This window comes from Actinokineospora terrae, from assembly GCF_900111175.1.
In the GTDB taxonomy this organism is placed as follows: Bacteria; Actinomycetota; Actinomycetes; order Mycobacteriales; family Pseudonocardiaceae; genus Actinokineospora; species Actinokineospora terrae.
Window position 1 is genome coordinate 117,022 of record NZ_FOGI01000016.1, and the last position, 25,500, is coordinate 142,521.

The window sequence follows — 25,500 nt, forward strand, 5'->3', positions numbered from 1 at the left end:
ACTTCGAAGTGCGTGGCGCGCCGCGACCGGCCTGCGGCACCCTGGAACCATGGCCACGACCCCACGCCCCGGCGGCCCCTACCAGTGCGGCATCGACGCGGCCATGGACGTCATCGGCGGCAAGTGGAAGGTGCTCATCCTCTGGGCACTCAAGGACCACCCCTGCCGCTTCGGCGAACTCCGCCGCCACCTGCCCGGCATCACCGAGAAGGTCCTCACCACCCACCTGCGCGAACTCGAGGCCCACCGCATAGTCCACCGCCACTCCCACCCCGAATCCCCACCCCGCGTCGAGTACTCCCTCACCCCTGCGGGCCAGGCCCTCAACAACGCCCTGACCCCCCTCGGCAACTGGGGCACCACCCACGTCATCAACGCGTAGCCAATTCCCGCAACACACCCGAAACCGGTAAGAGGCCGCATTCGGGCCGCACCGCGGTTGGCGGCGTTCGCGCTGGTGGTGGCGGGTGCGGACCCCCGTTTTGGCTGCCTGTGCTGGTGTCCGGTATCCTCTCAGGCGGAGGATTCGCATAGTGGCCTAGTGCGCACGATTGGAAATCGTGTTGGGTGTTAAAACCCTCGGGGGTTCAAATCCCCCATCCTCCGCCACCGGAAGCGCCGGTCACCCTGGGTGACCGGCGCTTCGGTCGTTCAGCGCAGGGTGGTGCGCATGTCGTCGGCCAGTTGGTCGAGGCGGAGGGGGACGCCTTCCGGGCGGTCGAGGGCGTTGTGCAGGCTCTCCTGGATCAGGTCGGAGACGCGGTCGTACTGGGGGGTTTGGACTCGGTCGCGGGCGGTGTCGAGGCTGTGGTGGAGGTGTTCGAGGTAGGGGAACTTGCTGCGCAGCACCGGATCGGCGTAGAGGCTGCGGACGGTGGGGGCGAAGCCGCCCTTGGCGAACAGTTCTCGTTGTTCGGACTCTTCGGTGTAGAAGCGGATGAAGTCGCGGGCCGTCTCCTGGTGCTGGGAGCAGGGGGAGATGGCCAGGTTCCAACCGCCGAGAGCGCTGGGGCCGGGGAGGGTGGTCACGCCGACCGCGGCGGCGATGGGGGAGTCGGGGGCGGTCATGATCGGGTACACGTAGGGCCAGTTGCGCATGAACAGGGCCTTGCCCGCCTGGAAGTGCTCGCGGCTGCGTTCCTCGTTGAACCCGGTGGCCGCGCGCGGGATCCAGCCGTCGCGCAGGCCCATGGCGAGCATCTCGACACCCTGCTTGGCCTGCGGTGAGTTGATGGTGATGGCGTGGTCGGTGGTCAGGTTGCCGCCCTTGGACCAAATGGCCTCTAGGGCGTTGACGGTAAGACCCTCGTACCGCTGTAGCTGGCCCACGTAGCCGTCTATGCCGTAGATGGGCCTCAGCTTGTTCGCGATCGCTATGAGCTCATCCCAGCTCTTAGGCGGACGCAACCCCTGCGCGTCCAGGTAGTCCTTGCGGTAGAAGAGAAGCCCCGCATCTGTGCGGCCCGGGATTGCGTAGAGCTTGCCGTCCACAGTGGCGTTCTCGACCGGTACGCGTAGGAACTTGCCGATGTCGAACTCGTCCGGGTTCAACGGCAGCAGGTACCCGGCTCTGGCGAACTCCGCGGTCCACACCGCGTCGACGACGATGACGTCGTTGCACCTACCTCGCGCTCCCGGCAGCGCGCCGTCCTGGGCCGCTGCCACCAGGGAGGCCCGGTGCGAGTCGGAGGACGGCGACTGCTCGACGAACGTCACCTGTTCCTTGATGCCGCGGCGGTTGTTCCACCGCTCCACCAACCGTTCCACCTGACGGTCCTGAGTGGTGTCACGGCCGTCCACGAAGGTGATCGGCCCTCTAGCGTGGACGCGGTCGTCCCCAGCGGGTTGGGTCGCGCACGCACCCGAGGCTGCTAGAACCACCGCCAGGCCTGCATAGAGGAGCTTGTTCATCCCTGCCTCCAGAGTCCAGCCGCGACCAGGTTGGCCAACTTCGGTATGTCGTCCTCGACCGAGGTGAGGTCTACGCAGCTGCTGGCTGCGGCCTTCGCCAGCTCGGTAAGCCCAGCTGACTCGCACCGTCCCGCCAGCAGGTTGACCACGAGAAGCCGCGTGACCCGTGGGTCCTGTCCGGTCACCTTCATCTTCAGTGCGGGCATGTCTGTCTGGCTCACGTCGGCGGTAGCGGAATCGGTGATGATGACGAGGAGGTCGGTACCGCGGGCCTTCTTGTCTGCCCTGAGTCGGTCCATACCCGCCTCGATAGCGCCATAGACGTCGGAGTCGCCTGGGGTAAGAGGGAAGTCGGGCCGCGCGGCCTTGCGGATCGCGTTCGTCTGTTCAGGCCCTAGCGGCACGACGTCTTGCGTAGTCGTGCCGAAGGTCAGCAGGCCGACCTCGTCGTCGTCCCGGAACTGTTGGAGCAACCTGCGCACCAGCTCGTTCGCCGTCTGGATCCGAGTCCCCTGCTGGAACGGCGCCCCCATCGACTGCCCGGCGTCGACCGCGAACAGCACCCTCGGGTGCGTGCTCCCCACCGCCGCCGCGCCTTGGAGCAGGTCGAACGCGGTCGCTGGGTTGACCGGCAACGCCGTTGACAGCACCGGCCCCTCGCCGCGCCCGTCCCGGTCGCGGAAACCCGAGTTGCGCAGGTCGGCGGCGGCAGGCGGGCTCATCAGGTACTCGTAGAACCGGTCGATCACCTGGCGGCGCTGGTGGTGCTCGGGTCGGTCGGTCCAGCGCACGACCACGAAAGGGTAGTCCTGGACCGGTGACTCTGTTTGCAGGTAGAACGGCGTTAGCGCTTCCGGACGCGCTGACGCCGAGCAGTCGCTCCCGAGCTGCCTGCCCCGGTTGTAGTCGATGACCGCCTTCTCCGACACCAACGCGGCCGGTTGCCCCGGCGTGTTGCGTATGGCGCACAGCAGGTTCCCGCTGTCGAGCTCGGGCGCGTAGGGGATCTCCCGCTCCGCGCTGTGCGCGATGCGCGGCACCGATTCCCCGGTCATCACCTTCGACGTGAGCTCAGGCTGCTCCAAGCGGTGCCGGTAGTACGCGATCGTCGCGAGCATCCCCGCGCTGGACGAACGCGGGTCCGGCCTGGTGAACCCATCGCCGCTGCTCGCCGCTAGCGCTATGGACTGCCAGGTGACCCATTTGCCGTCGACTGGTCGTAGTGCGTCGACCATCGCCTTCGGTGCCGCGAGAACGATCGGTGACCGCGCGATGCCCGGCCTGGGCTCTAGCGTCGCGCCGATCCCGGGCACTCTCGCCAGCCTGGCGGCTACGTGGTCGATATCGACACTGGAGTCGGGGATCCACACGTGCGGCTCCGGCCCGTGGTCGCGCAGGTCGTTGCGACCGGACCAACCCTGCCCGAGTGCGTCGACCGCGCCGCCGTAGGTATCGGCCACGACCAGCACGCGCGCTTGCCTGCACCGGTTCTCATCGGCCTGATAGGACTTCCGCTCGAAGTTCAACGCGAGAAGTCGTAGTGCTGGCGCCATTTCCGTCGATGTGAGCACGTTGAGCTGCACGGGGTTAGCGCAGCGCGTGACGGGTGCGGCCGCACCGGCCAAGAGGTTGGTCATGGGGGCGAGCAGCAGCAGCGCGGTAAGAACGACCGCCTGCCACCTCGGCCTAGGTAGCCGGATCTTGGGCAGTTTTGGCCATTGCACCGTAGGCAGGCGAAAAGTGGGCGTTGGTGTAACCGGACGGGGATAGTCCGGCGTGCAGATCCACGCCGTGGTCTTGGTTTCCTTCTGCTGCACGGTGTGAGACCGGTAGATGGCTGGGTTCGCGGCAGGCTGGTGCTTCACGACGTGCTCGTAGAACCAGTCCGACACCGCTAGAGCGAGAACGCCGGGGGAACCAGCGAGTGCGCTACGCAGCGGTTGCGACTCCAGGAGTCGGAAGGCGTGGTTCAGGTCCGTGCCGTGCTTGCCGTTGTCGTCGCTACCGACCTCGCCAGCGTGGATGGCGACCTTGAGCCGGATCTGCGTTTCCGGCCCGTGGTCGGCGTTGTGCTCACGCAGCGCCGCTGCCAACTCGTGCGGCAGGGACGCCACCAACTCGCCCTTGGGGACGTCCGGGATGAGCAGGAACAGGCCGTCGCCGCGGTCCTCGTGGTAGCCCCACGGCAGCTTGGCCCGGTCGAGCGCGCGGTGAAGAGCGGCGTAGAGGCCGTCTCTGACCACCCTCTGGTGCCGGTCGGTGCGCCGGACGTCGCCGTAGCTCTCGACGTCGACGGCCAGGATGCTCGTGTGCTTGTCCGTGGAATGAGACACGCCCTGCTCCCGATAGGTCGCCTCAGGGCGTACAGGGTACCGCCGTACGAGCGGAGTTCGTGGTCTGAATCACACCTCTGGTGGGCAGATGTCCAGGTCTTGTCTTGTCCGTCGGGTGTTCCCGCAGGTGTTAGGACTACCGGCCCCGCCGGGGGTGGCGTTGCCCGACTCCCGCTACACTGACCGAGGACCCCGCGCGGTGTTCATCTCGCGAACCTCCCCAGGGCCGGAAGGCAGCAAGGATAAGCGGGCTCTGGCAGGTGCGCGGGGTCCCCTTTCGTCTTACGCCACCGTCGCGGCGGCCAATCCCACGATCTCGGCCACGCGCTCGTAGCTGCGCACCCGATCGGCGTGCTCGAACACGCTCGTGGTGATCATCAGCTCGTGCACCTCGGTCTTGGCCAGCAGGTCCTCGATCTTGCGGCGCACCGTCTCCGGCCCGCCGACGATCTGGCTGGACATCCGCTCCTCGATGAACAGCCGGTCCAGCTCGCTGTAGGGGTACGCGGCGGTCTCCTCCGGCGAGGGCAGGCGCCCCGGGGACCCCTTGCGCAACTGGAGGAACTGCAGCGCGGCGGGCTCGGCGAGGCGTAGTGCCGTCTCGTCGTCCTCGGCGCAGACCACGTTGACCGCGATCATCGAGTACGGCTGGGACAAGATGGCCGAGGGCTTGAACTTCTCCCGGTACAGCTCTAGCGCGGGGAGGGTGTTCTCCGAGCTGAAGTGGTGGGCGAACGCGAAGGGCAGGCCGAGGTACCCGGCCGCCTGGGCGCTGTAGCCGCTAGAGCCCAACAACCAGATCGTGGGCTGGTTGCCCAATGCGGGTACGGCTGTGACCCCGTTCGAGTCACGACCGGTGAAGTAGTTCGCCAACTCGATGAGCTGCTCGGGGAAGTCGTCGGCCGACAGCGAACCCTCCGTGCGCCGCAACGCCCGCGCCGTCACCTGGTCGGTGCCCGGCGCCCGGCCGATCCCCAGGTCGACCCGGCCGGGGTGCAGCGCCTCCAGCATCCCGAACTGCTCGGCCACCACCAGCGGCGCGTGGTTGGGCAGCATCACCCCGCCGGACCCGACGCGGATGCGCTCGGTGGCCATCGCGATGTGCGCGAGCAGCACCGCGGGCGCGGAGCTGGCGATGCCGGGCATGTTGTGGTGCTCGGCGACCCAGTACCGGTGGTACCCGAGCCGTTCGGTTGCCCTGGCGAGGTCGAGGCTGTTGCGCAGCGCCGTGGTCTCCGATGAGCCACTGGCCACCGGGGCGAGGTCGAGGACCGAGTACGGGATAGGCACGTACCGACCAACGCAGCCGGGGGCGGTCGGATTCCCGGCCTGTCGGTGCCGACCGGTAGTGTCGCGACGTGGCGCTCGCCCTCTACCGCAAGTACCGGCCTGCGACCTTCGCCGAGGTCGTCGGACAGGAACACGTCACCATCCCGCTGCGCACGGCGCTGGCGGCAGGCCGGGTCAACCACGCCTACCTCTTCTCCGGGCCGCGCGGCTGCGGCAAGACCTCCAGCGCGCGCATCCTGGCCCGGTCGCTCAACTGCGCCGAGGGCCCGACCGACGAGCCGTGCGGCGTGTGCGACTCGTGCGTCGGCCTGGCCCCCAACGGCCCGGGCACCGTCGACGTCGTCGAGCTCGACGCGGCCAGCCACGGTGGTGTCGACGACGCCCGCGAGCTGCGCGACCGCGCCTTCTACGCGCCCGCCAGCTCGCGCTACCGGGTGTTCATCGTCGACGAGGCGCACATGGTCACCACGCAGGGCTTCAACGCCCTGCTCAAGATCGTCGAGGAGCCGCCGGAGCACCTCGTCTTCATCTTCGCCACCACCGAGCCGGAGAAGGTGCTGCCGACCATCCGGTCGCGCACCCACCACTACCCGTTCCGGCTCATCCCGCCCAGCTCGATGCGCGAGCTGCTGGAGCGCAACTGCGCCGCCGAGAACGCCAAGATCGAGCCCGCGGTCTTCCCGCTGGTCATCCGGGCGGGCGGCGGTTCGGCGCGCGACACCCAGTCGGTGCTCGACCAGCTCCTCGCGGGCGCGGGCCCAGAGGGGGTCACCTACGAGCGCGCGGTGTCGCTGCTCGGCGTCACCGACGTGGCACTGATCGACGACATGGTCGACGGTCTCGGCGCGGGCGACGCGTCGGCGGTCTACAGCACGGTGGACCGCCTGGTCGAGGCCGGTCACGACCCGCGCCGGTTCGCCTCCGACCTGCTCGACCGGTTGCGCGACCTGGTCCTGATCCGCGCCGTGCCGGACGCGGCCAGCCGAGGGCTGGTCAACGCGCCGGAGGACGAACTCGTCCGGATGGTCGGTCAGGCCGAACGGCTCGGTGCCGCCACCTTGGCGCGGTACGCCGAGATCGTGCACACCGGCCTGGTCGAGATGCGTGGCGCCACCGCGCCGAGGTTGCTGCTAGAGCTGCTGTGCGCCCGCATGCTCCTACCGGGCGCGGTGCCAACGGACGCGGCGGCCGACTCGGCCGTCCTTCAGCGGTTGGAGCAGGTGGAGCGCAGGCTGTCCGCCGCGCCCGTCGCCGAACCCAGCGCGCGCCCGGTCGCCCCCCGACCGTCGCAGCGCGCGCCGGAACCCGCCCGCGAACCCGTTCGAGCCGCGCCGCCCGTGCGCGCCCCCGAGCCCGCGCGTGCCCCTGAACCAGCCCCCGAGCCGCCGCGCACCCGAGCACCCGAACCCGCGCCAGAGCCTCCCCGCGCCGTCGAACCGACGCCCGCGCCGACCCCGGAACCCGCACCGGAGCAGACCAGTGCCCCCGGCGGGTTGGACGCCGCGGCGATCCGCCGGGTCTGGCCCGAGCTGCTCTCGGCCGTCCGCTCGTCCAGCCGCAGCACCGAGGCGATGCTGACCAACGCGACGGTCCAGTCGGTCGAGGGGGAGACGGTGGTGATCGCGCACCCCGCCGCGCCGCTGGCCCGCAGGCTCGCCGACCCGCGCAACACCGACGCCATCGCCCAGGCCCTGGTCTCGGTCCTCGGCGGCCGGTGGCAGGTCCGCTGCGTCCACGCCGAGCCCGGTGCCGCGGCCGCGCAGCCCGCCCGCCAGTCCCGCCCGGCGCCGGAGCCCACCCGTACCTATGAGCCCCCTCGGCGCCAGGTCCCCCCACCGGCGACGGCAGCGCCAGCGGACGAGATCCCCCCGCCTGAGCCGCCGGAGCCCGACCTCCCGCCCGAGCCGGAGGACGAAGAGGAGATGATGGCCCAGGCCGCCGTCAAGCCGGACCCCAACGACGCCTCGACGCGTCAGCAGGACCCGGAGGCGGTCATGCTCAAGCTCCTCGCCGACACCCTGGGCGCGCGCCCGGTCGAGTAGCGGCCTGCTCAGCCCAGCTGGACCAGGCGGGTGGCCGCGGATTCCGCCCGCACCACGGCGACGTGCCCGGTCGTCGTGCGCAGCGCGATCGCGCGGGAGTCGGGCGACCAGCGGAAGTCCTCGATCTCACCGTCCACAGTGGTGGATCGCAGGAAGCGCCCGTTGTCGGTCTGGTACAGCGAGAGTTCATTGCCGACCGCCACCGCGACCCGGCGGCCGTCCGGCGCCGTCCAGCCCCTGGCGGCCGGGTCGAGCGACACGACCAGCGGGTGCCAACTTTCGCTGGCCACGTCGAAGCGGACCACCCTGGCCGACTCCGGCTCGTACTCCACCGCCGTGAGCCGCGCGGAGTCCGGCAGCCAGCTCAGGTTCACCCGACCGCGGGTGGCGGGCTCGGCGGAGATCAGCCGGACGTGGTCGTCCTCGGTCACCGGCATGGTGTCGACCAGGAGCAGCTTGCGCGGCAAGCGAATCGCGATGTAGCGGCTGTTGGGGCTGACCGCTGACTCTATAACCGCACCGCCGCGGTCGTAGACGGCTTGTTCCTCGCCTACGAGCACGTTGCGGATCACGACGCTGTAGAGCAGACGGTGTTTCCTGTTGGTGCGGTACACGATCCGGCCGGGCAGGACCCCGAGGAGCTCGTTGGCGTGGTCGTCGGACCCGACCAGCGGCGTGAGCTTGCCGCCGACCTTGACCAGCGACAGCCGAGCCGGGGTTCCGTGCTGCACCACGACTTTGCGCTCACCGGGCAGGTAGCGCGCCGCGGCGGCATCCGCCACCGCGGCCAGCTCCCGGCTCTTGCCCTTCGCGTCGACCTCGACCAAGCGGACCTCGCCGCCTGTGGACGGTGCACCACCCGCGGCCCGCGCGCCACCAGTGGGCAGCGCGATCAGCACCCGCTCCTGCTCGTCGACGTCGAGCACCCGCATCCCGGACATGATCTCCACCTTGTCACAGGGAGGTCAGCCCAGGTACCCGAGGACCCCGTTCGCGATCGCCTCCGCGTAGCGCTGCCTGCCCTGCGCGCTGGAGAGCACCGCGGCCTCCGCCGGATCGCGCATGTTGCCGCACTCGACGAGCGCGATGGGCCGGGTCGACAGGTTCAGCCCACCCAGGTCGTCGCGCGCCGACAGGCCCTGCGAGCCGATGTAGGTGGAGGTCGCCAGCCCGGCCGCGACCATGCCGTCGCGCAGTGACCTGGCCAGCCGCATCGACGGCTCGCCCTGGGCGTCGTTGAGCGGGGGTGAGGAGTAGGCGATGTGGAAACCGTGCGCGCCCGCGCTCGTCGAACCGTCCGCGTGCAGGGAGACCACGGCGTCCGCGCCGGAGTCGTTCCCGATAGCCGCACGCCGGTCGACGCAAGGGCCGACGCCGGTGTTGTCCGGCCTGGTCAGCACTACCTTGACGCCCCGGGCTGTCAACGCGTCACGCACACGCATCGCGAGATCCCAGGTGAAGGCGTGCTCGGCGTAACCGCCCGCGGTAGCCGTACCGGTGGTGTTGCACGGCTTGGTCCGACCACGACCCGCTGGCACCAGCCGGTTGATCTCAGCCGCGTGGCTTGCGTTGCCGCCGTTGTGCCCCGGGTCGAGCACTACGACCTTCCCACCGGGGACCGCCTTCACGGGCGGCTTGGTGGTCGTGGTCGTCGCCTTGGGCTTGGTGGTGGTCGTGGTTGTCGTCGTAGAAGAAGGTGGGGGAGTCGTAGTGGAGGAGCTGGTCGAGGTCGTGGTGGTGGTAGTCGGGATTGACGAACTCGTCCCCAATGTCTGTGGTTGAGCGGGCTCCTGCCCACCGCAACCGGACAGCACTACCGCGAGCACACAGCCGAGGGCCAGCCCGGCACGTCGTCTCAGCACGGGCCCACGATGCCATAGAGCGCGGCCCTCTAAGCTGGGTACGGCACCAACCCGAGACGAGAGGGGCCGCGGTGTTTCCCGGAGGCGGCGCACCCGACATGCAGGCGATCCTGGCGCAGGCGCAGAAGATGCAGGAGCAACTGCTCTCGGCACAGCAGGAACTGGCCGACGCCGAGGTCACCGGCACCGCGGGCGGTGGTCTGGTGACCGCGACGGTGTCCGGTGCAGGCGAGCTCAAGGCCCTGGTCATCGACCCGAAGGTGGTCGACCCCGAGGACACCGAGACGCTGGCCGATCTGGTCGTCGCCGCGGTCAGGGACGCGGGCAACAACGCCCAGCGCCTGGCCGAGGAGAAGATGGGCCCGCTCGCCGGTGGTCTCGGCGGCGGCGGCCTCGGCCTGCCGGGGCTGTGAGGGCGCGGTGTACGAGGGACCGGTCCAGGATCTGATCGACGAGCTCGGCAGGCTGCCCGGCGTCGGTCCCAAGAGCGCCCAGCGGATCGCCTTCCACCTGCTGGCCGCCGAGCCGGCCGATGTCGGCCGGTTGCAGGACGCGCTGCAGAAGGTCAAGGAGGGCGTGGTCTTCTGCGACGTCTGCGGCAACGTGTCCGAGGAGGCCACCTGCCGCATCTGCCGCGACGCGCGCCGGGACCCGACCGCGGTGTGCGTGGTCGAGGAGCCCAAGGACGTGCTGGCGATCGAGCGCACCCGCGAGTTCAAGGGCCGCTACCACGTGCTCGGCGGCGCGCTGGACCCGCTCTCCGGCGTCGGTCCCGAGCAGCTGCGCATCCGGCAGCTGCTGTCGCGGATCTCCGCCCAGGAGATCACCGAGGTCATCCTGGCGATGGACCCGAACACCGAGGGCGAGGCGACCGCGACCTACCTGGTGCGGATGCTGCGCGACTTCCCCGGGCTCACCGTCACCCGGCTCGCCTCCGGCCTGCCGATGGGCGGCGACCTCGAGTTCGCCGACGAGCTGACCCTGGGTCGGGCGCTGTCCGGCCGCCGCGCGGTCTGACCCTCCACAAAGGACGCAGTGGCTCGCTGTCATGCCCAATACTGTGGATGACTGGGAACGGCGCAGGGGTCACCCGCTAGGGGTGGAACAGGTCGCCGCCGCCGTTCGCGCCGCACCACCGCGCCTCGGCCGGGTCCGCTTGGTCGCCATCGATGGTCCGTCCGGCTCAGGCAAGAGCACCTACGCCGCCGAGTTGGCCGAGCGCATCCCCGACTCCCGGCTCGTCTCCACCGACGACTTCGCCACCTGGGACGACCCGATCGCGTGGTGGCCGAGGCTGGTGGCTGGTGTATTCCACCCGCTCGGGGCAGGCCGACCCGGTCGATACCGCCGAACACAGTGGGTGAACGGAAAACCCGGGCCGGGCGACTGGGTCGACGTGCCGGTTCCCGGGACGTTGCTGGTCGAAGGGGTGTCCTCCGGCCGCCGGTCGATCATGTCGTCACTGTCCGCGCTGATCTGGTGCGAACTGCCCGACCCCCTGCGCCGCCTGGAACGCGCGGTGGCCCGCGACGGCGCCGACTCGCGCGCGGAACTGCTGCGCTGGCAGGCTTTCGAGTCCGGTTGGTACCCCGTCGACCGAACCAGGGACCGTGCGTCGATCGTGGTGCTGTGTGACCGGTCACGTACCTCTTCCGTCCGTTGAGCGGACAAATCGGGGCCAGCTCTTACTCTGTGTGTCATTTTGATCGCGTACCGGTGATTCTGTGTATGGCAGTTGGCCGGATCGTGACCTCCCGTAGCTAAGGGATGGTGATCTGAGCGGCTATGGTCGGCCACCACACGGTGAGATCCCGGAGTCAGTGAACCGGACACGAGGAGTGCGTGATGGCTTACCAGCGATCCGCGCGAACCGGTCGACCGGGCGGCAACACCAGCCGCCCACGACTTGTCGCGCAGTCGCCCGGACGGGGACGGTCGGCGGCATGACGGCTCCACCGGACGTCTCCGGAACCGCTGCGGAAGCGGACCCGGAGGCCAGTCTCAAGGGCGTGGGCAAGAAGGCGATCCAGGGCCGGTCACTCGGTCAGATCGCCTGGCTGCGGCTCAAGCGCGACAAGGTCGCGATCGGCGGTGCGATCGTGATCGTGCTGCTGATCCTGGTCGCGATCGCCGCGCTGCTGCTCGACCGCGTCTTCGACGTGGTGCACCCCAACGAGTTCCACCAAGACCTGATCGACACCGAGAACGGCACCCTGGCGCCGCTGGGCACCTTCGGCGGCATCTCCGGTGACCACCCGCTGGGCATCGAACCGGTCAACGGCCGCGACATCCTGGCCCGCATCTTCGCCGGTTCCTGGATCTCGCTGCTGATCGCGAGCCTGGCGACCGTGCTCTCGGTGGTCATCGGCACCACGATGGGCATCATCGCGGGCTACTTCGGCGGCTGGGTCGACACCCTGATCAGCCGGTTGATGGACGTCTTCCTCGCCTTCCCGCTGCTGGTCTTCGCGATGGCGCTGGTCGGCGTGCTGCCCGACACCGCGTTCGGGCTCTCGCCGGAGATGGTCCGGATCAGCCTGCTGATCTTCATCATCGGCTTCTTCAACTGGCCCTACATCGGCCGCATCGTGCGCGGGCAGACCCTGTCCCTGCGCGAGCGGGAGTTCGTCGACGCCGCCCGCAGCCTCGGCGCGCGCGGCCCGTACATCCTCTTCCGCGAACTGCTGCCCAACCTCGTCGCGCCGATCCTGGTCTACGCGACGCTGCTCATCCCGACGAACATCCTGTTCGAGTCGGCTCTCTCCTTCCTCGGAGTCGGCATCAACGCTCCGACCGCGACCTGGGGCGGCATGCTCTCGGACGCGTCGCGCTTCTACACGATGCCGCACTTCATGCTCTGGCCCGGTCTCGCGATCTTCGTGACCGTGCTCGCGTTCAACCTGTTCGGCGATGGCCTGCGCGACGCGCTCGACCCCCGTGCCCGATAGGTGAGTTGTAGTCCCGGAATTGCTCCTGGAAGAAAGGGTGCAACAGCACAATGAACAGCAAGCGCTTGGTAACCGCGGTCGCCGCGGGCGCGGCTGTCGTGATGGGGCTGTCCGCCTGTGGCGGCGGAACGAGCTCCAGCGGCGGCAGCACCGGGGGCAACGGGGGCACAAACACCCCGGCCTTCAACGCGGCCATGACGACCATCTTCAACCCTTCCGACAAGAAGGGCGGAACCGTCCGGGTCGCCAACGCGGGTACGTGGGACTCCCTCGACCCGGGTGAGACCTACTACGGCTACTCCTGGAACTTCGCCAGGACCTACGCCCGCACCCTGGTGATGTTCAAGCCCGCCCCCGGCGACGGCTCGTCCGAGCTGGTGCCCGACCTGGCGGAGAGCCTGGGCGAGGCGAGCGACGGCGGCAAGACCTGGACCTACAAGATCCGCAAGGGCGTCAAGTTCGAGGACGGCAGCGTCGTGACGTCCAAGGACGTCAAGTACGCGGTGCTGCGCTCGACCGACAAGGAGACCTTCCCCAACGGTCCGGCGTACTTCGAGGGCTACCTCAACCTGCCCGAGGGCTACAAGGGCCCGTACAAGTCCAAGGGCGTCGACACCAACTCGGCGATCGAGACCCCGGACGACCAGACCATCGTCTTCCACCTGAAGCAGCCCTTCGGTGGGTTCGACTACTTCGCGATGATGCCGCAGACGGCCCCGGTCCCCGAGGCCAAGGACACCGGCGCGAAGTACAAGGAGCACGTCATCGCGACGGGCCCGTACAAGTTCGACAAGAACGAGATCGACAAGGGCTTCACCCTGGTCCGCAACGACCAGTGGGACGCCGCGACCGACCCGAACCGCAAGGCGCTGCCGGACGGTTACCAGGTCACCATGAACGTCAACGCCGACGACATCGACAACCGGGTCATCTCCGGTGACCTCGACCTCGACATCACCGGCACCGGCGTGCAGCCCGCGTCCCTGAGCCGCGTGCTCGGCGACCCGGCGCTCAAGGCAGGCGCGGACAACCCGTCCTCGGCCCGCCTCTGGTACACCAGCATCTCCCCGACCGTCGCGCCGTTCGACAACAAGGCGTGCCGCGAGGCCGTGCAGTACGCGGTCGACCGCACCGGCTACCAGACCGCTTACGGCGGCACGTTCTCCGGCGGCGACATCGCGACCAACCTGCTCCCGCCGCAGATCCCGGGTGCGTCCAAGTTCGACCTGTACCCGGCCGGTGCCGACAACAAGGGTGACGTCGAGAAGGCCAAGGCGAAGCTGCAGGAGTGCGGCCAGCCCAACGGCTTCGAGACCAACATCGCCTACCGGGCCGAGCGCCCGAAGGAGAAGGCGGCCGCCGAGGCGCTGCAGCAGTCCCTCGGCCGGGTCGGCATCAAGCTGACGCTGAAGGCCTTCCCGCAGGGTGACTACTTCTCCCAGTTCGCAGGCAACCCGCCCTACGTCGTGGCCAACAAGCTGGGCCTGGCGCTCAACGGCTGGCAGGCGGACTGGTCGGACGGCTTCGGCTTCCTGTCGCAGATCGTGGACAGCCGGGTCATCCGCGAGACCGGTGGCTCGTCCAACGTCTCGGTTCGCGTGCCCGACGTCGACAAGATGCTCGACGAGGCGATCGGCGAGACCGACAAGTCCAAGCGCGAGTCCGACTGGGGCGCCATCGACAAGCGCGTCATGGAAGAGGCGGTCATCCTGCCCGGCGTGCACGCCAAGGCGCTGCTGGTCCGCCCGAAGAAGCTGACCAACGTCTTCGTCTCCGCCGCGTACGGCCAGTACGACTACCTGTCCTTCGGTGTTGCGTAGACCCTCCCTGTGACTGTTGACGTTAGGTAGGTGAAGGCGACAGGGGAACAGGCCCGGGACGACCTCCCGGGCCTGTTCTCCGCCTGCCGGCCACTGTGATCACATACATCATCAGGCGGCTTTTCGCGGCCATCGTGCTGTTGTTCGTCGTCAGCGCGGTGACGTTCGCGATCTTCTTCCTCATGCCCAAGCTGGTCGGGGCATCGCCGGAGACCCTGGCGACGCGCTACGTCGGCCGCGCCGCCACCGCCGACACCGTCCGCGAGACCGCCGAGCGGCTCGGCTTCTACGACCCGATCTACGTGCAGTACTGGGACTGGGCCAAGGGCATCTTCGTCGGCGCCGACTACAGCTACGGCACCGGCGTCGAGCACTGCCCCGCGCCGTGCCTCGGCTACTCGTTCCGCAACAACCAGCCCGTGTTCCCCGACCTGATGGACCGGCTGCCGGTCACGATGTCGCTGGCCGTCGGCGCCGCGGTGCTGTGGCTGCTCGGCGGCGTCGCCGTCGGCACGCTGTCCGCCCTGCGCAAGGGCACCATCTTCGACCGCGCCGCGATGAGCATCTCGCTCGCGGGCGTGTCGCTCCCGATCTTCTTCACCGGTCTGCTGTCCCTGTCGATCTTCAGCTACGGCCTCGGCTGGACCGCGGTCGGCGGCTCGTACGTCCCCTTCCTAGACAACCCGGGTGAGTGGGCTTACAACCTGCTGCTGCCGTGGATCACCCTGGCGCTGCTGTTCTCCGCGCAGTACGCGCGGCTCACCCGCGCCGGGATGCTGGAGACGATGAACGAGGACTTCATCCGGACCGCGCGCGCGAAGGGCCTGACCGAGCGGACGGTCGTCGTCCGGCACGGCCTGCGCGGCGCGCTCACCCCGATCCTGACGATCTTCGGCCTCGACGTCGGCCTGCTGCTCGGCGGCGCGATCCTCACCGAGAGCGCGTTCTCCCTGCAGGGCCTCGGCAAGTACGCCATCGACGGGATCACCAACTACGACCTGCCCAAGGTCATGGGCGTGACGATCCTCGCGGCGTTCTTCGTCGTGCTCGCCAACCTGGTCGTTGACCTCCTCTACGCCGTCGTCGACCCGAGGGTGCGTGCCAAGTGACCCAGCAAGAAGACACCCTCGGCGGTGCCGCGACCCGGCCCCCCGCGGACAACGGCGCGTTCCTGCAGGTCCGCGAACTGCGCGTGCACTTCCCCACCGATGACGGCGTGGTGCGCTCGGTCGACGACCTGTCCTTCAGCGTCGCCAGGGGCAAGACCCTCGGCATCGTCGGCGAGTCCGGTTCCGGCAAGAGCGTGACCAGCCTGTCGATCATGGGCCTGCACAAGAAGGGCACCGCCAAGATCACCGGCGAGATCCTGCTCGACGGGCAGAACCTCGTCGGCATGGCGCCGGACCGAGTCCGCCAGCTGCGCGGCAAGCGGATGGCGATGATCTTCCAGGACCCGCTCTCGGCGATGCACCCGTTCTACACGGTGGGCAGCCAGATCATCGAGGCGTACCGGATCCACAACAAGGTCACCAAGGCGGTGGCCCGCAAGCACGCCATCGACCTGCTCGACCGGGTCGGCATCCCCAACCCCAAGTCCAGGGTGGACGACTACCCGCACCAGTTCTCCGGCGGCATGCGCCAGCGCGCCATGATCGCGATGGCGCTGTCGTGCGACCCGGACCTGCTCATCGCCGACGAGCCGACCACCGCGCTCGACGTGACCGTGCAGGCGCAGATCCTGGACCTGATCCGGGACCTGCAGGCCGAGTTCAACTCCGCCGTCGTGATCATCACCCACGACCTGGGCGTGGTCGCCGAGCTCGCCGACGACATCATGGTCATGTACGCCGGTCGCGCGGTCGAGTACAGCTCGGCCGCCGACATCTTCAACTCCCCGCAGCACCCCTACACCTGGGGCCTGCTCGGGTCCATGCCCCGGCTCGACCGGGAGCGCACCGAGCGGCTGCAGCCCATCAAGGGCACGCCGCCGAGCCTGATCAACGTGCCGGAGGGGTGCCCGTTCAACCCCCGGTGCGCGTACGCGGGCACCAACGGCGACCTGAGCTTCACGGTCCGCCCGGAGTTCCGCGACGTCGGCGGCGGTCACCACATCGCCTGCCACCTGGAGGCGCAGGACCGCCAGCGCATCTGGGAGACCGAGATCAGGCCGAAGCTGTGAGCGAGGACGCCGTGAGCACCAAGACTGAGACCGCAGCGGCCGACCGCCGCCTCGGCGAGGACCTGCTGGTCGCCACCGACCTGCAGAAGCACTTCCCCATCCGGCGCGGCCTGCTGCAGCGCCAGGTCGGCGCCGTGCAGGCGGTCGACGGCCTCACCTTCTCGGTGAAGCGGGGCGAGACGCTGTCGCTGGTCGGCGAGTCCGGTTGCGGCAAGACGACCACCGGTCGGCTGCTGACCAGGCTCATCGAGCCGACCGGCGGCAAGATCACCCTGGACGGCCGGGACATCACGCACCTGTCCGCGGGTGCCATGCGCCCGCTGCGCCGCGACATCCAGATGATCTTCCAGGACCCGTACGGCTCGCTGAACCCCAGGCACACCGTCGGCGCCATCATCGGCGCCCCGTTCCGCCTGCAGAAGGTGAAGACCGAGCACGGCGTCAAGCGCGCGGTGCAGGAGCTGCTGGAGCTGGTCGGGCTCAGCCCCGAGCACTACAACCGCTACCCGCACGAGTTCTCCGGCGGCCAGCGCCAGCGCATCGGCATCGCCCGCACGCTCGCGCTGCGGCCCAAGGTGATCGTCGCCGACGAGCCGGTGTCCGCGCTGGACGTCTCCATCCAGGCCCAGGTGGTCAACCTGATGGAGGACCTGCAGAACGAGTTCGACCTGACCTACGTGATCATCGCCCACGACCTGTCCGTGGTCCGGCACGTCTCGGACCGGGTCGCGGTCATGTACCTGGGCAAGATCATGGAACTGGCCGACCGGACCTCGCTGTACGAGCGCCCCATGCACCCGTACACGGTGGCCCTGCTCTCCGCGGTCCCCATCCCGGACACCGCGCGGCGCGACAACCGGGAGCGCATCCGCCTCTCCGGCGACGTGCCCAGCCCGATCAACCCGCCGTCCGGCTGCCGGTTCCACACCCGGTGCTGGAAGGCGCAAGAGGTCTGCAAGACCACCGAGCCGCCGCTGGCCGAGCTCGCCCCGGGACACCAGGCCGCGTGCCACTTCCCGGAGAACACCACCAAGCTGACCATCGACCCCACGGGGTCGGCTGCTTGAGTCCGATGTGGACGGGGCCCGCGCCGGAGACGGCGCGGGCCCCGTTCGCGTTCTACCGCTCCTCCCACCGCCAGGGGGGTGACGCCTTGCCGGAGGGTTCGCGGCCGTAGGGGAAGTCCTCGCGGTGGACCTCGGCGAAGACCCAGTAGTAGCCGCTGTTGGCAGCCTTGACCAGCATGTCCTCGGCCAACTCCGGTAGGCCGATCGCCAGCAGGGCCGCCGCTGTGTTGCGAGCCATCTTGCCCACCGCGTCGGCGTCGGTGACCACGCGTGTGGCGAACCGTTGAGCCAGAGCGGGTTCGCCCATCTCGGTGAGGATGTGCAGGAGATCGGCCGCGGAGTACTTGAGGCTGAACCGGTCGAACCCGTCTGGGAAGGAGATCGGGTCGCGCTCCAACAACCGCCTCCGCAGGTCGGGGAAACCGTGCTCACCAAAGGCTTTCAGCAGGGTCGCCACGGCGTCGGGATCCGCGAGGTCGCACTCCTGCGCCATCCGCGTGGCCAGGGTCGCCGCTTCCCCGGTGTGCTCGGCCTCGACCAGCAAGCCGAGCAGCTTCGCCAGGTTCCACACGCCGAACAACTCGGTCTGCGCCGAGGCGATCTCCAACTTTGCCGTCACACCGGCGAACTGCGCCACCTGACCGGTGTCACGCGCGTACTCCAGCAGGCGGACGAGATGGCGTAGATCAAGACCCGTCAGCGCCGGACCGCAGCCGAGCACAGTGGCGACTTCCCCGGCAGGCCCGTTGGCCGTCAGGTCACTCAGCAGTCCGATGAGGACATTCGGGTTGGTCAGCTCTCGCGCGGCGGAGACCAAGCGGGCGCTGAGCTCGACCCGCTGGGCCGGGTCCGCGTCGGTGAGCCGCTTGAGGAACCAGTGCCGGATCGTGGTGTTGTCGAGGTCCAGGTCAATGTCATCCGGGGGCTCGGGCAGGCGCGCGACAACGCTGTCGGCGCAGCTCATCTCGACTGCGAAGTCCCGCAACCGCAGTGGCCACTCCGGCGGCCGCTCGGGGACGAGGCGGCGGAGGCGGTCCAGCAGGTGCGCCAAGGGTTCCTCGGCGCCCACCTTCGTGAAGTGGTTCAGCACCTGGCAGGTCTGGGAGTCGCTGGTGATGTCGACGCGGTCGGCGACATCAAGTGTCGCGATGTCGACCGCCCCGAGGAGAACGCAGCTGTCCCACAGGTCGGTCGGACTCGCCTGGCGCACGACCTGTAGTGCGGCCTCGTGCCACCAGTCCTCGTCGGCCAGTTCGCGGCTCGCCAGCAGGACATCGTGGTCGGACCCCGCCCCCAGACACCGCTGGGCCAGCGTTCGGGCCTGCCCGACAGCGGCTTCTCCGAAGCGCATCAGCGCGTAGATCAGGTCGCACACCCTGCGCGGCTTGGACAGTCGGGTGTTGGCCACCAGGTCGCGGTCGAGCAGGGCGTGGACCGCGTCCTGGAATCCCCGCCGCGTCGCGTAGTCGAGGATTTCCGCTGTCACGACGGCGTCTGCGAGCGGGGTCTCCTGGGCGGCCCGGAGCACGAGAGCGGACTCCGACTCGACATCGCCCACGTGGTGGAGGGTGCTCGCCAGTTGTCGCAAACCCTTGCCTTCGACTGGGAAGTAGGCAGCCAGCCACTCGCGCGCCCCTGCCACACCCTGTGGGTCGACCCGCTCGACGAGCCTGTGCAAGCGATAGGCGTCCTCGGACGCACCCCCGAGTACCGCCTCTCGCAGCAACCGCACGGCCACTCGGTACAGGCCGCGCGATTGCGCCTCCCACGCCAGCCGGGCCGTGTCCGGCGGCGCGAGATGTGTGTTGGCTGCCCAGAACTTCGCAGGAGGTAAGGCCGCTCGGCGCTCGGTGGCACCGAGTTCCTCCAGGTGGGGAGCGAGGCGGACATACCCGTTGTTGTCCGGGTCGAGCGTGAGCGGGCCCAGTACGCCACGCGCTGGCTCGGTTGCGGTGTCCAGAGCGGCCTGGAACCAATCCTCGGACTGCCGCGCCAAGCTCCACTGGGCGGGCGACAGGTAGCCGGGAGCCGCTGCCTCCAAGAACGTGATCGGGATGTCCTCGCTCACCCCGAGACGGCGCGCATCGATCGCGGCCCACAGCAGCGCCCGCACCGCGGGTGTGGCGTTGCGGTAGCGCTCGACCAGCACGGGGATACCCGCCAGGTACTGGGTGATCTCGCGGTCGGTTGCCTCCGCGACCGCACGGGCGATGCGGGGATCGCGCTGGGCGGCGGCGCGCAGGGCACTCGGGTCCAGCGGGGTGAACGCGGCGGGTAAAGGGATGGTGCGCGCCCGGAGCAGGTCCCGGGTGTGGAAGTTCGGGTCGTCACCGTCGTGGCGGGCCTCGGCGGTGAGGGCTGCCCAGCGGTCCGGCCACAAGGTGCCCAGGACGAGCACCGGGGCGACGGCCTGGTCGGTGAGCAGTTCGGCCAGCCGGGCGGCGGTCTCCGGGTGGTGCAGGTAGCGCTGCGTCTCGTTCAACCAGATGACGGTGTTCGGCCGGACCTGGCGCAGGCCCGCCACCAGCGCCTGCCCGGGGTCGGCGCCGTTGGGGTGCCACACGAGCCAGTCGTCCAACTCGCGCACGGCTTCCCAGCAGGCGCGGGTCTTTCCCGTTCCCGGGTCGCCGACGAGCACCGCGATCTTGTTCTGACCACCGACCGCCGCCCGCACGACCTCGGCCAGGTCCTCGTCGTGCTGCCTGCGCACGTACGACGGCAGCGGCGAGTCGACCTCGGCCCGACGCCCGGGGTCGATGGCGGGCCGAACCCCGAGGAGCAGGGGATCCACCGCGTACTCGGCCACCGGCTTGCCGACGACATCGTCCGCCAGCGCCTTCCGCGCCCTACCGGCCTGCCCGGCGACTCCTGCCATGGCGGCCACGGCAGTGCGGTGCTGGTCGTATGCCGCTCGCCAGGTGCCTTCGTCGAGCGCGACTTCCAGCGCGAGGCCCTGTCGCTCGGCGATGCGGCGCACTTCGGCCACCAGGGCGAGGATGTCGTCCCGCCGATCGGGGAACACACCCTCCCGCAGCCACTTGCCCACGGTGGTCGAACTGCGCTCCACCTTGCCCGCGAGCACGTTCTGGCTCAGGTATCCCTTCAACGGGCCGGTGATCGCCGCGTCGAGTTGCTTGACGAGGGTGAAGTAGTCGGCCGCCACCCGTCCACCCTATCGAGGTCGGGTGGCGGACACCGCCGACTGGACACCAGCAACCCCGCTGGTCACAGCCGAGTTCTGGGGCAGTTGTAGCCGGACGCCGGGGGTGGACGGAGAGCCTCCGGCCATGACAACGGAACAGGTTCTGCTGCTGCTCTTGGTCACCGCCGTGGCGACGGTCGTCGCGGTGGTGGCGGGCTTCGTCGCTAAGCTGGACGGCAAGTCGGTCGCCACCTGCCTCACCATCGCGGGCGGGGCGTGGGCCACCACGGTGCTCGTCGCCTACACGGTGATCGGCACCCACCGGTGATCCCCGCTGAGCGTCGGGTGTCCACTCAGGACACCCGGCGCCCGCGGGTCGCGTCTTAGCGCAGGGCGCGGTTCACGGCCGAGACGACCGCGCGCAGCGATGCCGTGACGATGGAGCTGTCCACGGCCACGCCCCACAGGACCTTCTCCCCGACCGCGCACTCGACGTACGCCGCCGCCCGCGCGTCGTCGCCGGAGGTGAGGGCGTGCTCCGAGTAGTCCAGCACCCGCACGTCGTACCCGACCGAGGCGATGGCGTCGACGAAGGCCGCGATGGGCCCGTTGCCCACGCCTTGCACGTCGTGCGCGTCGCCCTCGGCCTCGACGACCGCCGTGATCTCGTCGCGGCCCTCGCCGTCGTCGGAGATGCTGTGGCGGCGCAGGCGCAGCGGCGTGACCCGGTCCAGGTACTCGGTGGCGAAGACGTCCCACATCTCCTTGGGCGTCACCTCGCCGCCCTCGCTGTCGGTCACGGCCTGGATGACCTGGGAGAACTCGATCTGCAGGCGGCGCGGCAGCTTGAGCTGGTGCTCGGTCTTCATGACGTAGGCGACGCCGCCCTTGCCCGACTGCGAGTTGACCCGGATGACCGCCTCGTACGAACGGCCGACGTCCTTCGGGTCGATCGGCAGGTACGGGACCTCCCAGTCGTGCTGGTCGATCGGCACCCCGGCCGCGGTCGCGGACACCGCCAGCGCGTCCAGGCCCTTGTTGATGGCGTCCTGGTGGCTGCCGGAGAACGCGGTGAAGACCAGGTCGCCGCCCCACGGGTGGCGCTCGGCGACCGGCAGCTGGTTGCAGTACTCGACCGTGCGGCGGATCTCGTCGATGTCGGAGAAGTCGACCTGCGGGTCGATGCCCTGGCTGAACAGGTTCATGCCCAGGGTGACCAGGTCGACGTTGCCGGTGCGCTCGCCGTTGCCGAACAGGCAGCCCTCGATGCGGTCGGCGCCCGCCAGGTAGCCCAGCTCGGCGGCGGCGACCCCGGTGCCCCGGTCGTTGTGCGGGTGCAGGCTCAGGATCAGCGACTCGCGGTTGGGCAGGTTGCGGTGCATCCACTCGATCGAGTCGGCGTAGACGTTCGGGGTGGCCATCTCGACGGTCGCGGGCAGGTTGACGATCATCGGCCGGTCCGGGGTCGGCTGCCACACGTCGGCCACCGCCGCGCACACCTCGACCGCGTAGGACAGCTCGGTGCCGGTGTAGGACTCGGGGGAGTACTCGAACCGGAAGTCGGTCTCGCCGTACTTCTCGGCGAAGGCCAGCACGGTCTCCGCGCCGTCGGTCGCGATCTTCTTGATGCCCGCGCGGTCCGAGCGGAACACCACCCGCCGCTGCAGGATCGAGGTCGAGTTGTAGAGGTGGACCACGGCGCTGTGCGCGCCCTCCAGCGCCTCGAAGGTCCGCTCGATCAGCTCGGGCCTGGCCTGGGTCAGCACCTGCACCCGGACGTCCTCCGGTACCGCGCCCTCGGCGATGATCTCGCGCACGAAGTCGAAGTCGGTCTGGCTCGCGGCCGGGAACCCGACCTCGATCTCCTTGTACCCCATGCGCACCAGCAGGTCGAACATCCGGCGCTTGCGGGCCGGGGACATCGGGTCGATCAGCGCCTGGTTGCCGTCGCGCAGATCGACCGCGCACCACAGCGGGGCGGTGGTGATCCGCTTCGACGGCCAGGTGCGGTCGGGCAGGTCTACCGGCTCGACCAGCTCGTGGAACGGGCGGTAGCGGTGCACGGGCATCGCGGAACCGCGCTGGGTGTTCCAGGCGGGCTGCTCGGCGGGGGCCGGGCGGGTGGGGGTGCGCAGGCGGCTGGGGCCGTTCGCCATCGCGTCTGGGGTGCTCATCGCTAGGGGTTCTCCGGGTTCGACGGTGGGTGTCGACCGGCGCAACGCCGAACTCCGCGACGGGGAGCCGGTCTGGTCAGACCCCGTCGCGGCGGAGAAGCAGGAGAGCGTGAGCCACGTGGCCAGCCTAACCACATCCGCGCGGCCGTGTGGAATCCACGGTCCACATCGTGGGCGCGCTCGGTGTTGGGCCGTTCGGAGTAGTTACAGGTGTCCTGGTCAGGGGCACTTTCCAGGCATGGTTACTCGTAGATGGCACGGCACCAGCACCCGCGGGTCCGCTGCTCGGATCGTCACCGCTATCGGCGCGATCTTCGCGATCATCGAGGTCGTCTACATCTTGCTGGTCGTCCTCGGCGCCAACGCGGGGAACGCGTTCGTGCGGTTCATCGCCTCCCTGGCCGAACCGCTCGCCCTGTTCTTCCCCGGTCTCTTCCCGATCGCCAACCCCACCCTCGCGGTGATCGTCAACTATGGACTGGCGGCCGTCTTCTGGCTCGTCGTCGCCGGGTTCATCGCCCGGTTGCTCCGCTGACCGAGGTGTCCGGCCAGGACACCCGACAGCGCCACCACGTGTGGTCGCGCACTGTCAGGGTCCTGGCCGGCGTCGTCCGGTGGGTGGGGCTCATCGCCGCGGCGATCCTGGTCGCGCACATCGTGTTGGTGATGGCAGACGCCTCCAGGGCGAACCTGCTCACCGCGGAGGTGCGCGGCGTCGCCGGGGTGTTGGCGCTCGCCTTCAAGTCCCTGTTCACCCTGGAGGACACCAAACTCGGTGTGCTCCTCAACTACGGCATCGCGGCGGTGTTCTGGCTCGTGGCGTCCTCTGTGGTCGCCAAGCTCATCCGTCGACTCCGAACGGCTCGCCCCACCGACCGGTGAACGCCGTGCCCGAGATCGGGTTGCGTTGCCGGGGCGCGGTTTCGCGAGCCCGCTTCTCCTCAGGTAGCAAATCCGGCGACCCCAGAACCCCAACGGCGATAGCGGTAAGAGGGCGGATCGAGTCCGGCAGGCCGAACTCCGCCGAGACGCCCGCGGTGTCGAAACCGGCCATCTGATGCGCGACCAAGCCCTCAGCCACGGCCTGCAAGACAAGGTTCTGGGCAGCCAGCCCCACCCCGTACTCGGCGTAGGGGACCTCGCCCTTCTCGTTCGAGGTCTCCGCGCACGCCACGAACAGCGCACCCGCGTTGCGCGCCCAGTTCTGGTTGCCCGGGACTAGAAGCGCCAGGATCCGGTCGAACGTGTCGGTGCCGCGCGGCCCGACCAAGAACCGGGCGGGCTGGGTGTTGCCGTAAGAGGGCGCCCACCGCGCGGCCTCCAGCAGGCGGTGCAGCGCCTCTTTCGTCACCACGCCGTCCGGGTCGAGCGAGCGGGGGCTCCAGCGATCCCGGATCAGGGGATGCAGCTCGTCAAATCGCATAACCCCACGCTGTCACAGCGTAGGCACCGAACCACGACCCGGTCAGCACGAACGCCGCCGACACGGCCACCGCCGTCGAAGGACGCCGCTTCGCCAGGGCCAACGCGATCGGGATCAGCAACGCGATCGCGGGCACCATCAGCCGCACCTTGGAGTTCATCAAGCCGTTCGAGCACAGGTCCATCACCAGCACCCCGGCGGTGTAGACCAGCAGCGGCCACTCCACCCGGCGCCGGACACCGATCGCCAGCAGCGCCAACGCGCCCACGATCAGCCCGACTGTCGCCACCTCCAGCACCGACCGGCCATCGGCCAGGACGTCCATGCTGAACTTCACCGTCGCCGCGCCGCCGTCGAACCCGGAGTCCCAGCCGCGCTCCTGCAGCGCGAACCAGCCGTCCCACTCCCCGGTGCGCACCCCCACCCAGGCCAGGTACAGCACCAGCCCGAACGGGGCGATCGCCGCGCCGACCCACGGCCGCCACCCGTCCTGCCGCCGGGTGATCGCCACCAGCGCCGCGAGCCCGACCGCCAGCACCAGCGCCGCCGCGGTCGGCCGCACCAGCCCGGCCACCGCGCACGCCAGCCCTGCTTCCAGCCACTGCCGCTGCAGCACGAACACCAGCGCCCAGATCGCGAACGCGCAGAACATCGCCTCCGAGTACGCCATCGACAGCACGATCGACAGCGGCGACCCGGCGAACAGCGCCACCAGGACCAGCCCCACCCGGCGCGACCCACCGCGGATGATCGTCCCCAGCCGGGTCAGCCCGTAGGCGCACACCACGCCGAAAGCGATCGTCACCGCCAACGCCGACGGCACCAGCCGGAAGCCCAGGTCGTGCACCCAACCGACCAGCGTCGGGTACCCCGGGAAGAACGCCAGCGGTGTCTCCGCGCTGCGCTTGCCGAACGCGTCGACCAGGTTCCCCGGCACCCCGGCGTACCCGTTGGCCGCGATGGACAGGAACCACTGCCCGTCCCACGACCGCAGCGCGTCACCGGCCGAGGACCCGTTGCGCCCGGCCATCCAGCTCAGCGCCAGCAGCCCCACCTCGCGCACGCCCAGGAAGACCAGGGCGGGGGCGAGCAACCGCAGCAAGCGGGGCGGGGTGACCCGGTCCCGCCACCCCGGCCCCCGCTCGGCGGTCCCGGGCTCATCGACATCGGCCTCGACGGCCGTGCTGCTCACGTCCGTGGCGGACACCGGCGATCCTCCCCGACTGACTGGCTCGGCGTGCCCACAGTAGTCGCACCGCCCGCGCAGTGGCGGGGGCCACATGAGCGCCGAAAACCGCGTGATGGCGCA

22 protein-coding genes, 1 tRNA gene and 1 other RNA gene are annotated in these 25,500 nt (G+C 69.6%); 15 read left to right on the plus strand and 9 right to left on the minus strand.

Annotated elements, in window-relative coordinates; genetic code table 11:
• Nucleotides 1-49 precede the first annotated feature (49 nt).
• Nucleotides 50-382: a winged helix-turn-helix transcriptional regulator gene (locus tag BMY07_RS30250; RefSeq protein ID WP_092786126.1), complete on the plus strand. Its 333-nt coding sequence runs from the start codon at nucleotides 50-52 to the stop codon at nucleotides 380-382.
• Nucleotides 383-519: 137 nt separating this feature from the next.
• Nucleotides 520-609: transfer RNA gene (locus tag BMY07_RS30255), tRNA-Ser, on the plus strand.
• Between the two features lie 42 nt (nucleotides 610-651).
• On the opposite strand, the gene BMY07_RS30260 is transcribed toward BMY07_RS30255, so the two are convergent.
• Both BMY07_RS30260 and BMY07_RS30265 read right to left on the minus strand, forming a co-directional pair.
• Nucleotides 652-1,911: an ABC transporter substrate-binding protein gene (locus tag BMY07_RS30260; protein ID WP_092786128.1), complete on the minus strand. Its 1,260-nt coding sequence runs from the start codon at nucleotides 1,909-1,911 to the stop codon at nucleotides 652-654.
• On the minus strand, nucleotides 1,908-4,244 hold the full coding sequence (locus BMY07_RS30265) for a vWA domain-containing protein (RefSeq protein ID WP_092786130.1): 2,337 nt from the start codon (nucleotides 4,242-4,244) through the stop codon (nucleotides 1,908-1,910). The genes BMY07_RS30260 and BMY07_RS30265 overlap by 4 nt, the downstream gene beginning before the upstream one ends.
• A 184-nt stretch (nucleotides 4,245-4,428) precedes the next feature.
• Between BMY07_RS30265 and ffs the strand changes: the two genes are divergently transcribed.
• Nucleotides 4,429-4,523: signal recognition particle sRNA small type (gene ffs / locus BMY07_RS30270), an RNA gene on the plus strand.
• Nucleotides 4,524-4,526: 3 nt separating this feature from the next.
• Here the strand turns inward: ffs and BMY07_RS30275 are convergent.
• Nucleotides 4,527-5,528 carry an LLM class flavin-dependent oxidoreductase gene (locus tag BMY07_RS30275; RefSeq protein WP_092786243.1) on the minus strand — a complete coding sequence of 334 codons (1,002 nt, stop codon included), beginning with the start codon at nucleotides 5,526-5,528 and terminating at the stop codon, nucleotides 4,527-4,529.
• A 74-nt stretch (nucleotides 5,529-5,602) separates the two neighbouring features.
• Here BMY07_RS30275 and BMY07_RS30280 point away from each other — a divergent pair, with 74 nt between their 5' ends.
• Entirely contained in the window at nucleotides 5,603-7,576 is a 1,974-nt protein-coding gene (locus BMY07_RS30280) for a DNA polymerase III subunit gamma and tau (protein WP_092786132.1), read from the plus strand.
• An 8-nt stretch (nucleotides 7,577-7,584) separates the two neighbouring features.
• Here the strand turns inward: BMY07_RS30280 and BMY07_RS30285 are convergent, their stop codons facing one another.
• Both BMY07_RS30285 and BMY07_RS30290 read right to left on the minus strand, forming a co-directional pair.
• Nucleotides 7,585-8,517: a hypothetical protein gene (locus BMY07_RS30285; protein ID WP_092786134.1), complete on the minus strand. Its 933-nt coding sequence runs from the start codon at nucleotides 8,515-8,517 to the stop codon at nucleotides 7,585-7,587.
• Between the two features lie 24 nt (nucleotides 8,518-8,541).
• A complete protein-coding gene (locus BMY07_RS30290; protein WP_245782741.1) occupies nucleotides 8,542-9,438 on the minus strand; it encodes an N-acetylmuramoyl-L-alanine amidase in 897 nt (298 codons plus the stop codon).
• Between the two features lie 98 nt (nucleotides 9,439-9,536).
• On the opposite strand from BMY07_RS30290, the gene BMY07_RS30295 reads away from it, so the two are divergent.
• The 8 genes from BMY07_RS30295 (at nucleotide 9,537) to BMY07_RS30330 (ending at nucleotide 17,452) form a co-directional block, all read left to right on the plus strand.
• Entirely contained in the window at nucleotides 9,537-9,851 is a 315-nt protein-coding gene (locus tag BMY07_RS30295) for a YbaB/EbfC family nucleoid-associated protein (protein ID WP_218150838.1), read from the plus strand.
• A gap of 7 nt (nucleotides 9,852-9,858) precedes the next feature.
• On the plus strand, nucleotides 9,859-10,455 hold the full coding sequence (gene recR, locus BMY07_RS30300) for a recombination mediator RecR (protein WP_092786247.1): 597 nt from the start codon (nucleotides 9,859-9,861) through the stop codon (nucleotides 10,453-10,455).
• 82 nt (nucleotides 10,456-10,537) lie between these two features.
• Nucleotides 10,538-11,101: a uridine kinase family protein gene (locus BMY07_RS30305; protein ID WP_425426371.1), complete on the plus strand. Its 564-nt coding sequence runs from the start codon at nucleotides 10,538-10,540 to the stop codon at nucleotides 11,099-11,101.
• 280 nt (nucleotides 11,102-11,381) lie between these two features.
• Nucleotides 11,382-12,386 (plus strand): ABC transporter permease, encoded by a 1,005-nt coding sequence (locus BMY07_RS30310; protein WP_092786140.1) that lies wholly within the window; start codon nucleotides 11,382-11,384, stop codon nucleotides 12,384-12,386.
• 50 nt (nucleotides 12,387-12,436) lie between these two features.
• Nucleotides 12,437-14,206 carry an ABC transporter substrate-binding protein gene (locus tag BMY07_RS30315; protein ID WP_092786142.1) on the plus strand — a complete coding sequence of 590 codons (1,770 nt, stop codon included), beginning with the start codon at nucleotides 12,437-12,439 and terminating at the stop codon, nucleotides 14,204-14,206.
• Nucleotides 14,207-14,301: 95 nt separating this feature from the next.
• Nucleotides 14,302-15,315, plus strand: a complete 1,014-nt coding sequence (locus BMY07_RS30320; RefSeq protein ID WP_092786144.1) for an ABC transporter permease — start codon at nucleotides 14,302-14,304, stop codon at nucleotides 15,313-15,315.
• Nucleotides 15,312-16,385, plus strand: coding sequence for an ABC transporter ATP-binding protein (locus BMY07_RS30325; RefSeq protein ID WP_092786146.1), 1,074 nt, complete (start codon nucleotides 15,312-15,314; stop codon nucleotides 16,383-16,385). The genes BMY07_RS30320 and BMY07_RS30325 overlap by 4 nt, the downstream gene beginning before the upstream one ends.
• A gap of 11 nt (nucleotides 16,386-16,396) precedes the next feature.
• Nucleotides 16,397-17,452: an ABC transporter ATP-binding protein gene (locus BMY07_RS30330; protein ID WP_425426372.1), complete on the plus strand. Its 1,056-nt coding sequence runs from the start codon at nucleotides 16,397-16,399 to the stop codon at nucleotides 17,450-17,452.
• Nucleotides 17,453-17,504: 52 nt separating this feature from the next.
• On the opposite strand, the gene BMY07_RS30335 is transcribed toward BMY07_RS30330, so the two are convergent.
• On the minus strand, nucleotides 17,505-20,615 hold the full coding sequence (locus BMY07_RS30335) for a hypothetical protein (protein WP_092786150.1): 3,111 nt from the start codon (nucleotides 20,613-20,615) through the stop codon (nucleotides 17,505-17,507).
• Between the two features lie 124 nt (nucleotides 20,616-20,739).
• Here BMY07_RS30335 and BMY07_RS30340 point away from each other — a divergent pair, with 124 nt between their 5' ends.
• On the plus strand, nucleotides 20,740-20,922 hold the full coding sequence (locus tag BMY07_RS30340; RefSeq protein ID WP_092786152.1) for a hypothetical protein: 183 nt from the start codon (nucleotides 20,740-20,742) through the stop codon (nucleotides 20,920-20,922).
• Between the two features lie 55 nt (nucleotides 20,923-20,977).
• Here the strand turns inward: BMY07_RS30340 and leuA are convergent, their stop codons facing one another.
• Nucleotides 20,978-22,768 carry a 2-isopropylmalate synthase gene (gene leuA / locus BMY07_RS30345; RefSeq protein ID WP_177215886.1) on the minus strand — a complete coding sequence of 597 codons (1,791 nt, stop codon included), beginning with the start codon at nucleotides 22,766-22,768 and terminating at the stop codon, nucleotides 20,978-20,980.
• Between the two features lie 238 nt (nucleotides 22,769-23,006).
• Between leuA and BMY07_RS30350 the strand changes: the two genes are divergently transcribed.
• A complete protein-coding gene (locus BMY07_RS30350; RefSeq protein ID WP_092786154.1) occupies nucleotides 23,007-23,303 on the plus strand; it encodes a hypothetical protein in 297 nt (98 codons plus the stop codon).
• A 5-nt stretch (nucleotides 23,304-23,308) separates the two neighbouring features.
• Complete coding sequence (locus BMY07_RS30355; protein ID WP_143073718.1) at nucleotides 23,309-23,650, plus strand: hypothetical protein; 342 nt, start codon at nucleotides 23,309-23,311, stop codon at nucleotides 23,648-23,650.
• Here the strand turns inward: BMY07_RS30355 and BMY07_RS30360 are convergent.
• Nucleotides 23,610-24,191, minus strand: coding sequence for a nitroreductase family protein (locus BMY07_RS30360; RefSeq protein WP_092786158.1), 582 nt, complete (start codon nucleotides 24,189-24,191; stop codon nucleotides 23,610-23,612). The genes BMY07_RS30355 and BMY07_RS30360 overlap by 41 nt on opposite strands.
• Complete coding sequence (locus BMY07_RS30365; protein ID WP_245782742.1) at nucleotides 24,181-25,398, minus strand: glycosyltransferase family protein; 1,218 nt, start codon at nucleotides 25,396-25,398, stop codon at nucleotides 24,181-24,183. Before BMY07_RS30365 ends, BMY07_RS30360 begins: the two co-directional genes overlap by 11 nt.
• Nucleotides 25,399-25,500: the final 102 nt, after the last annotated feature.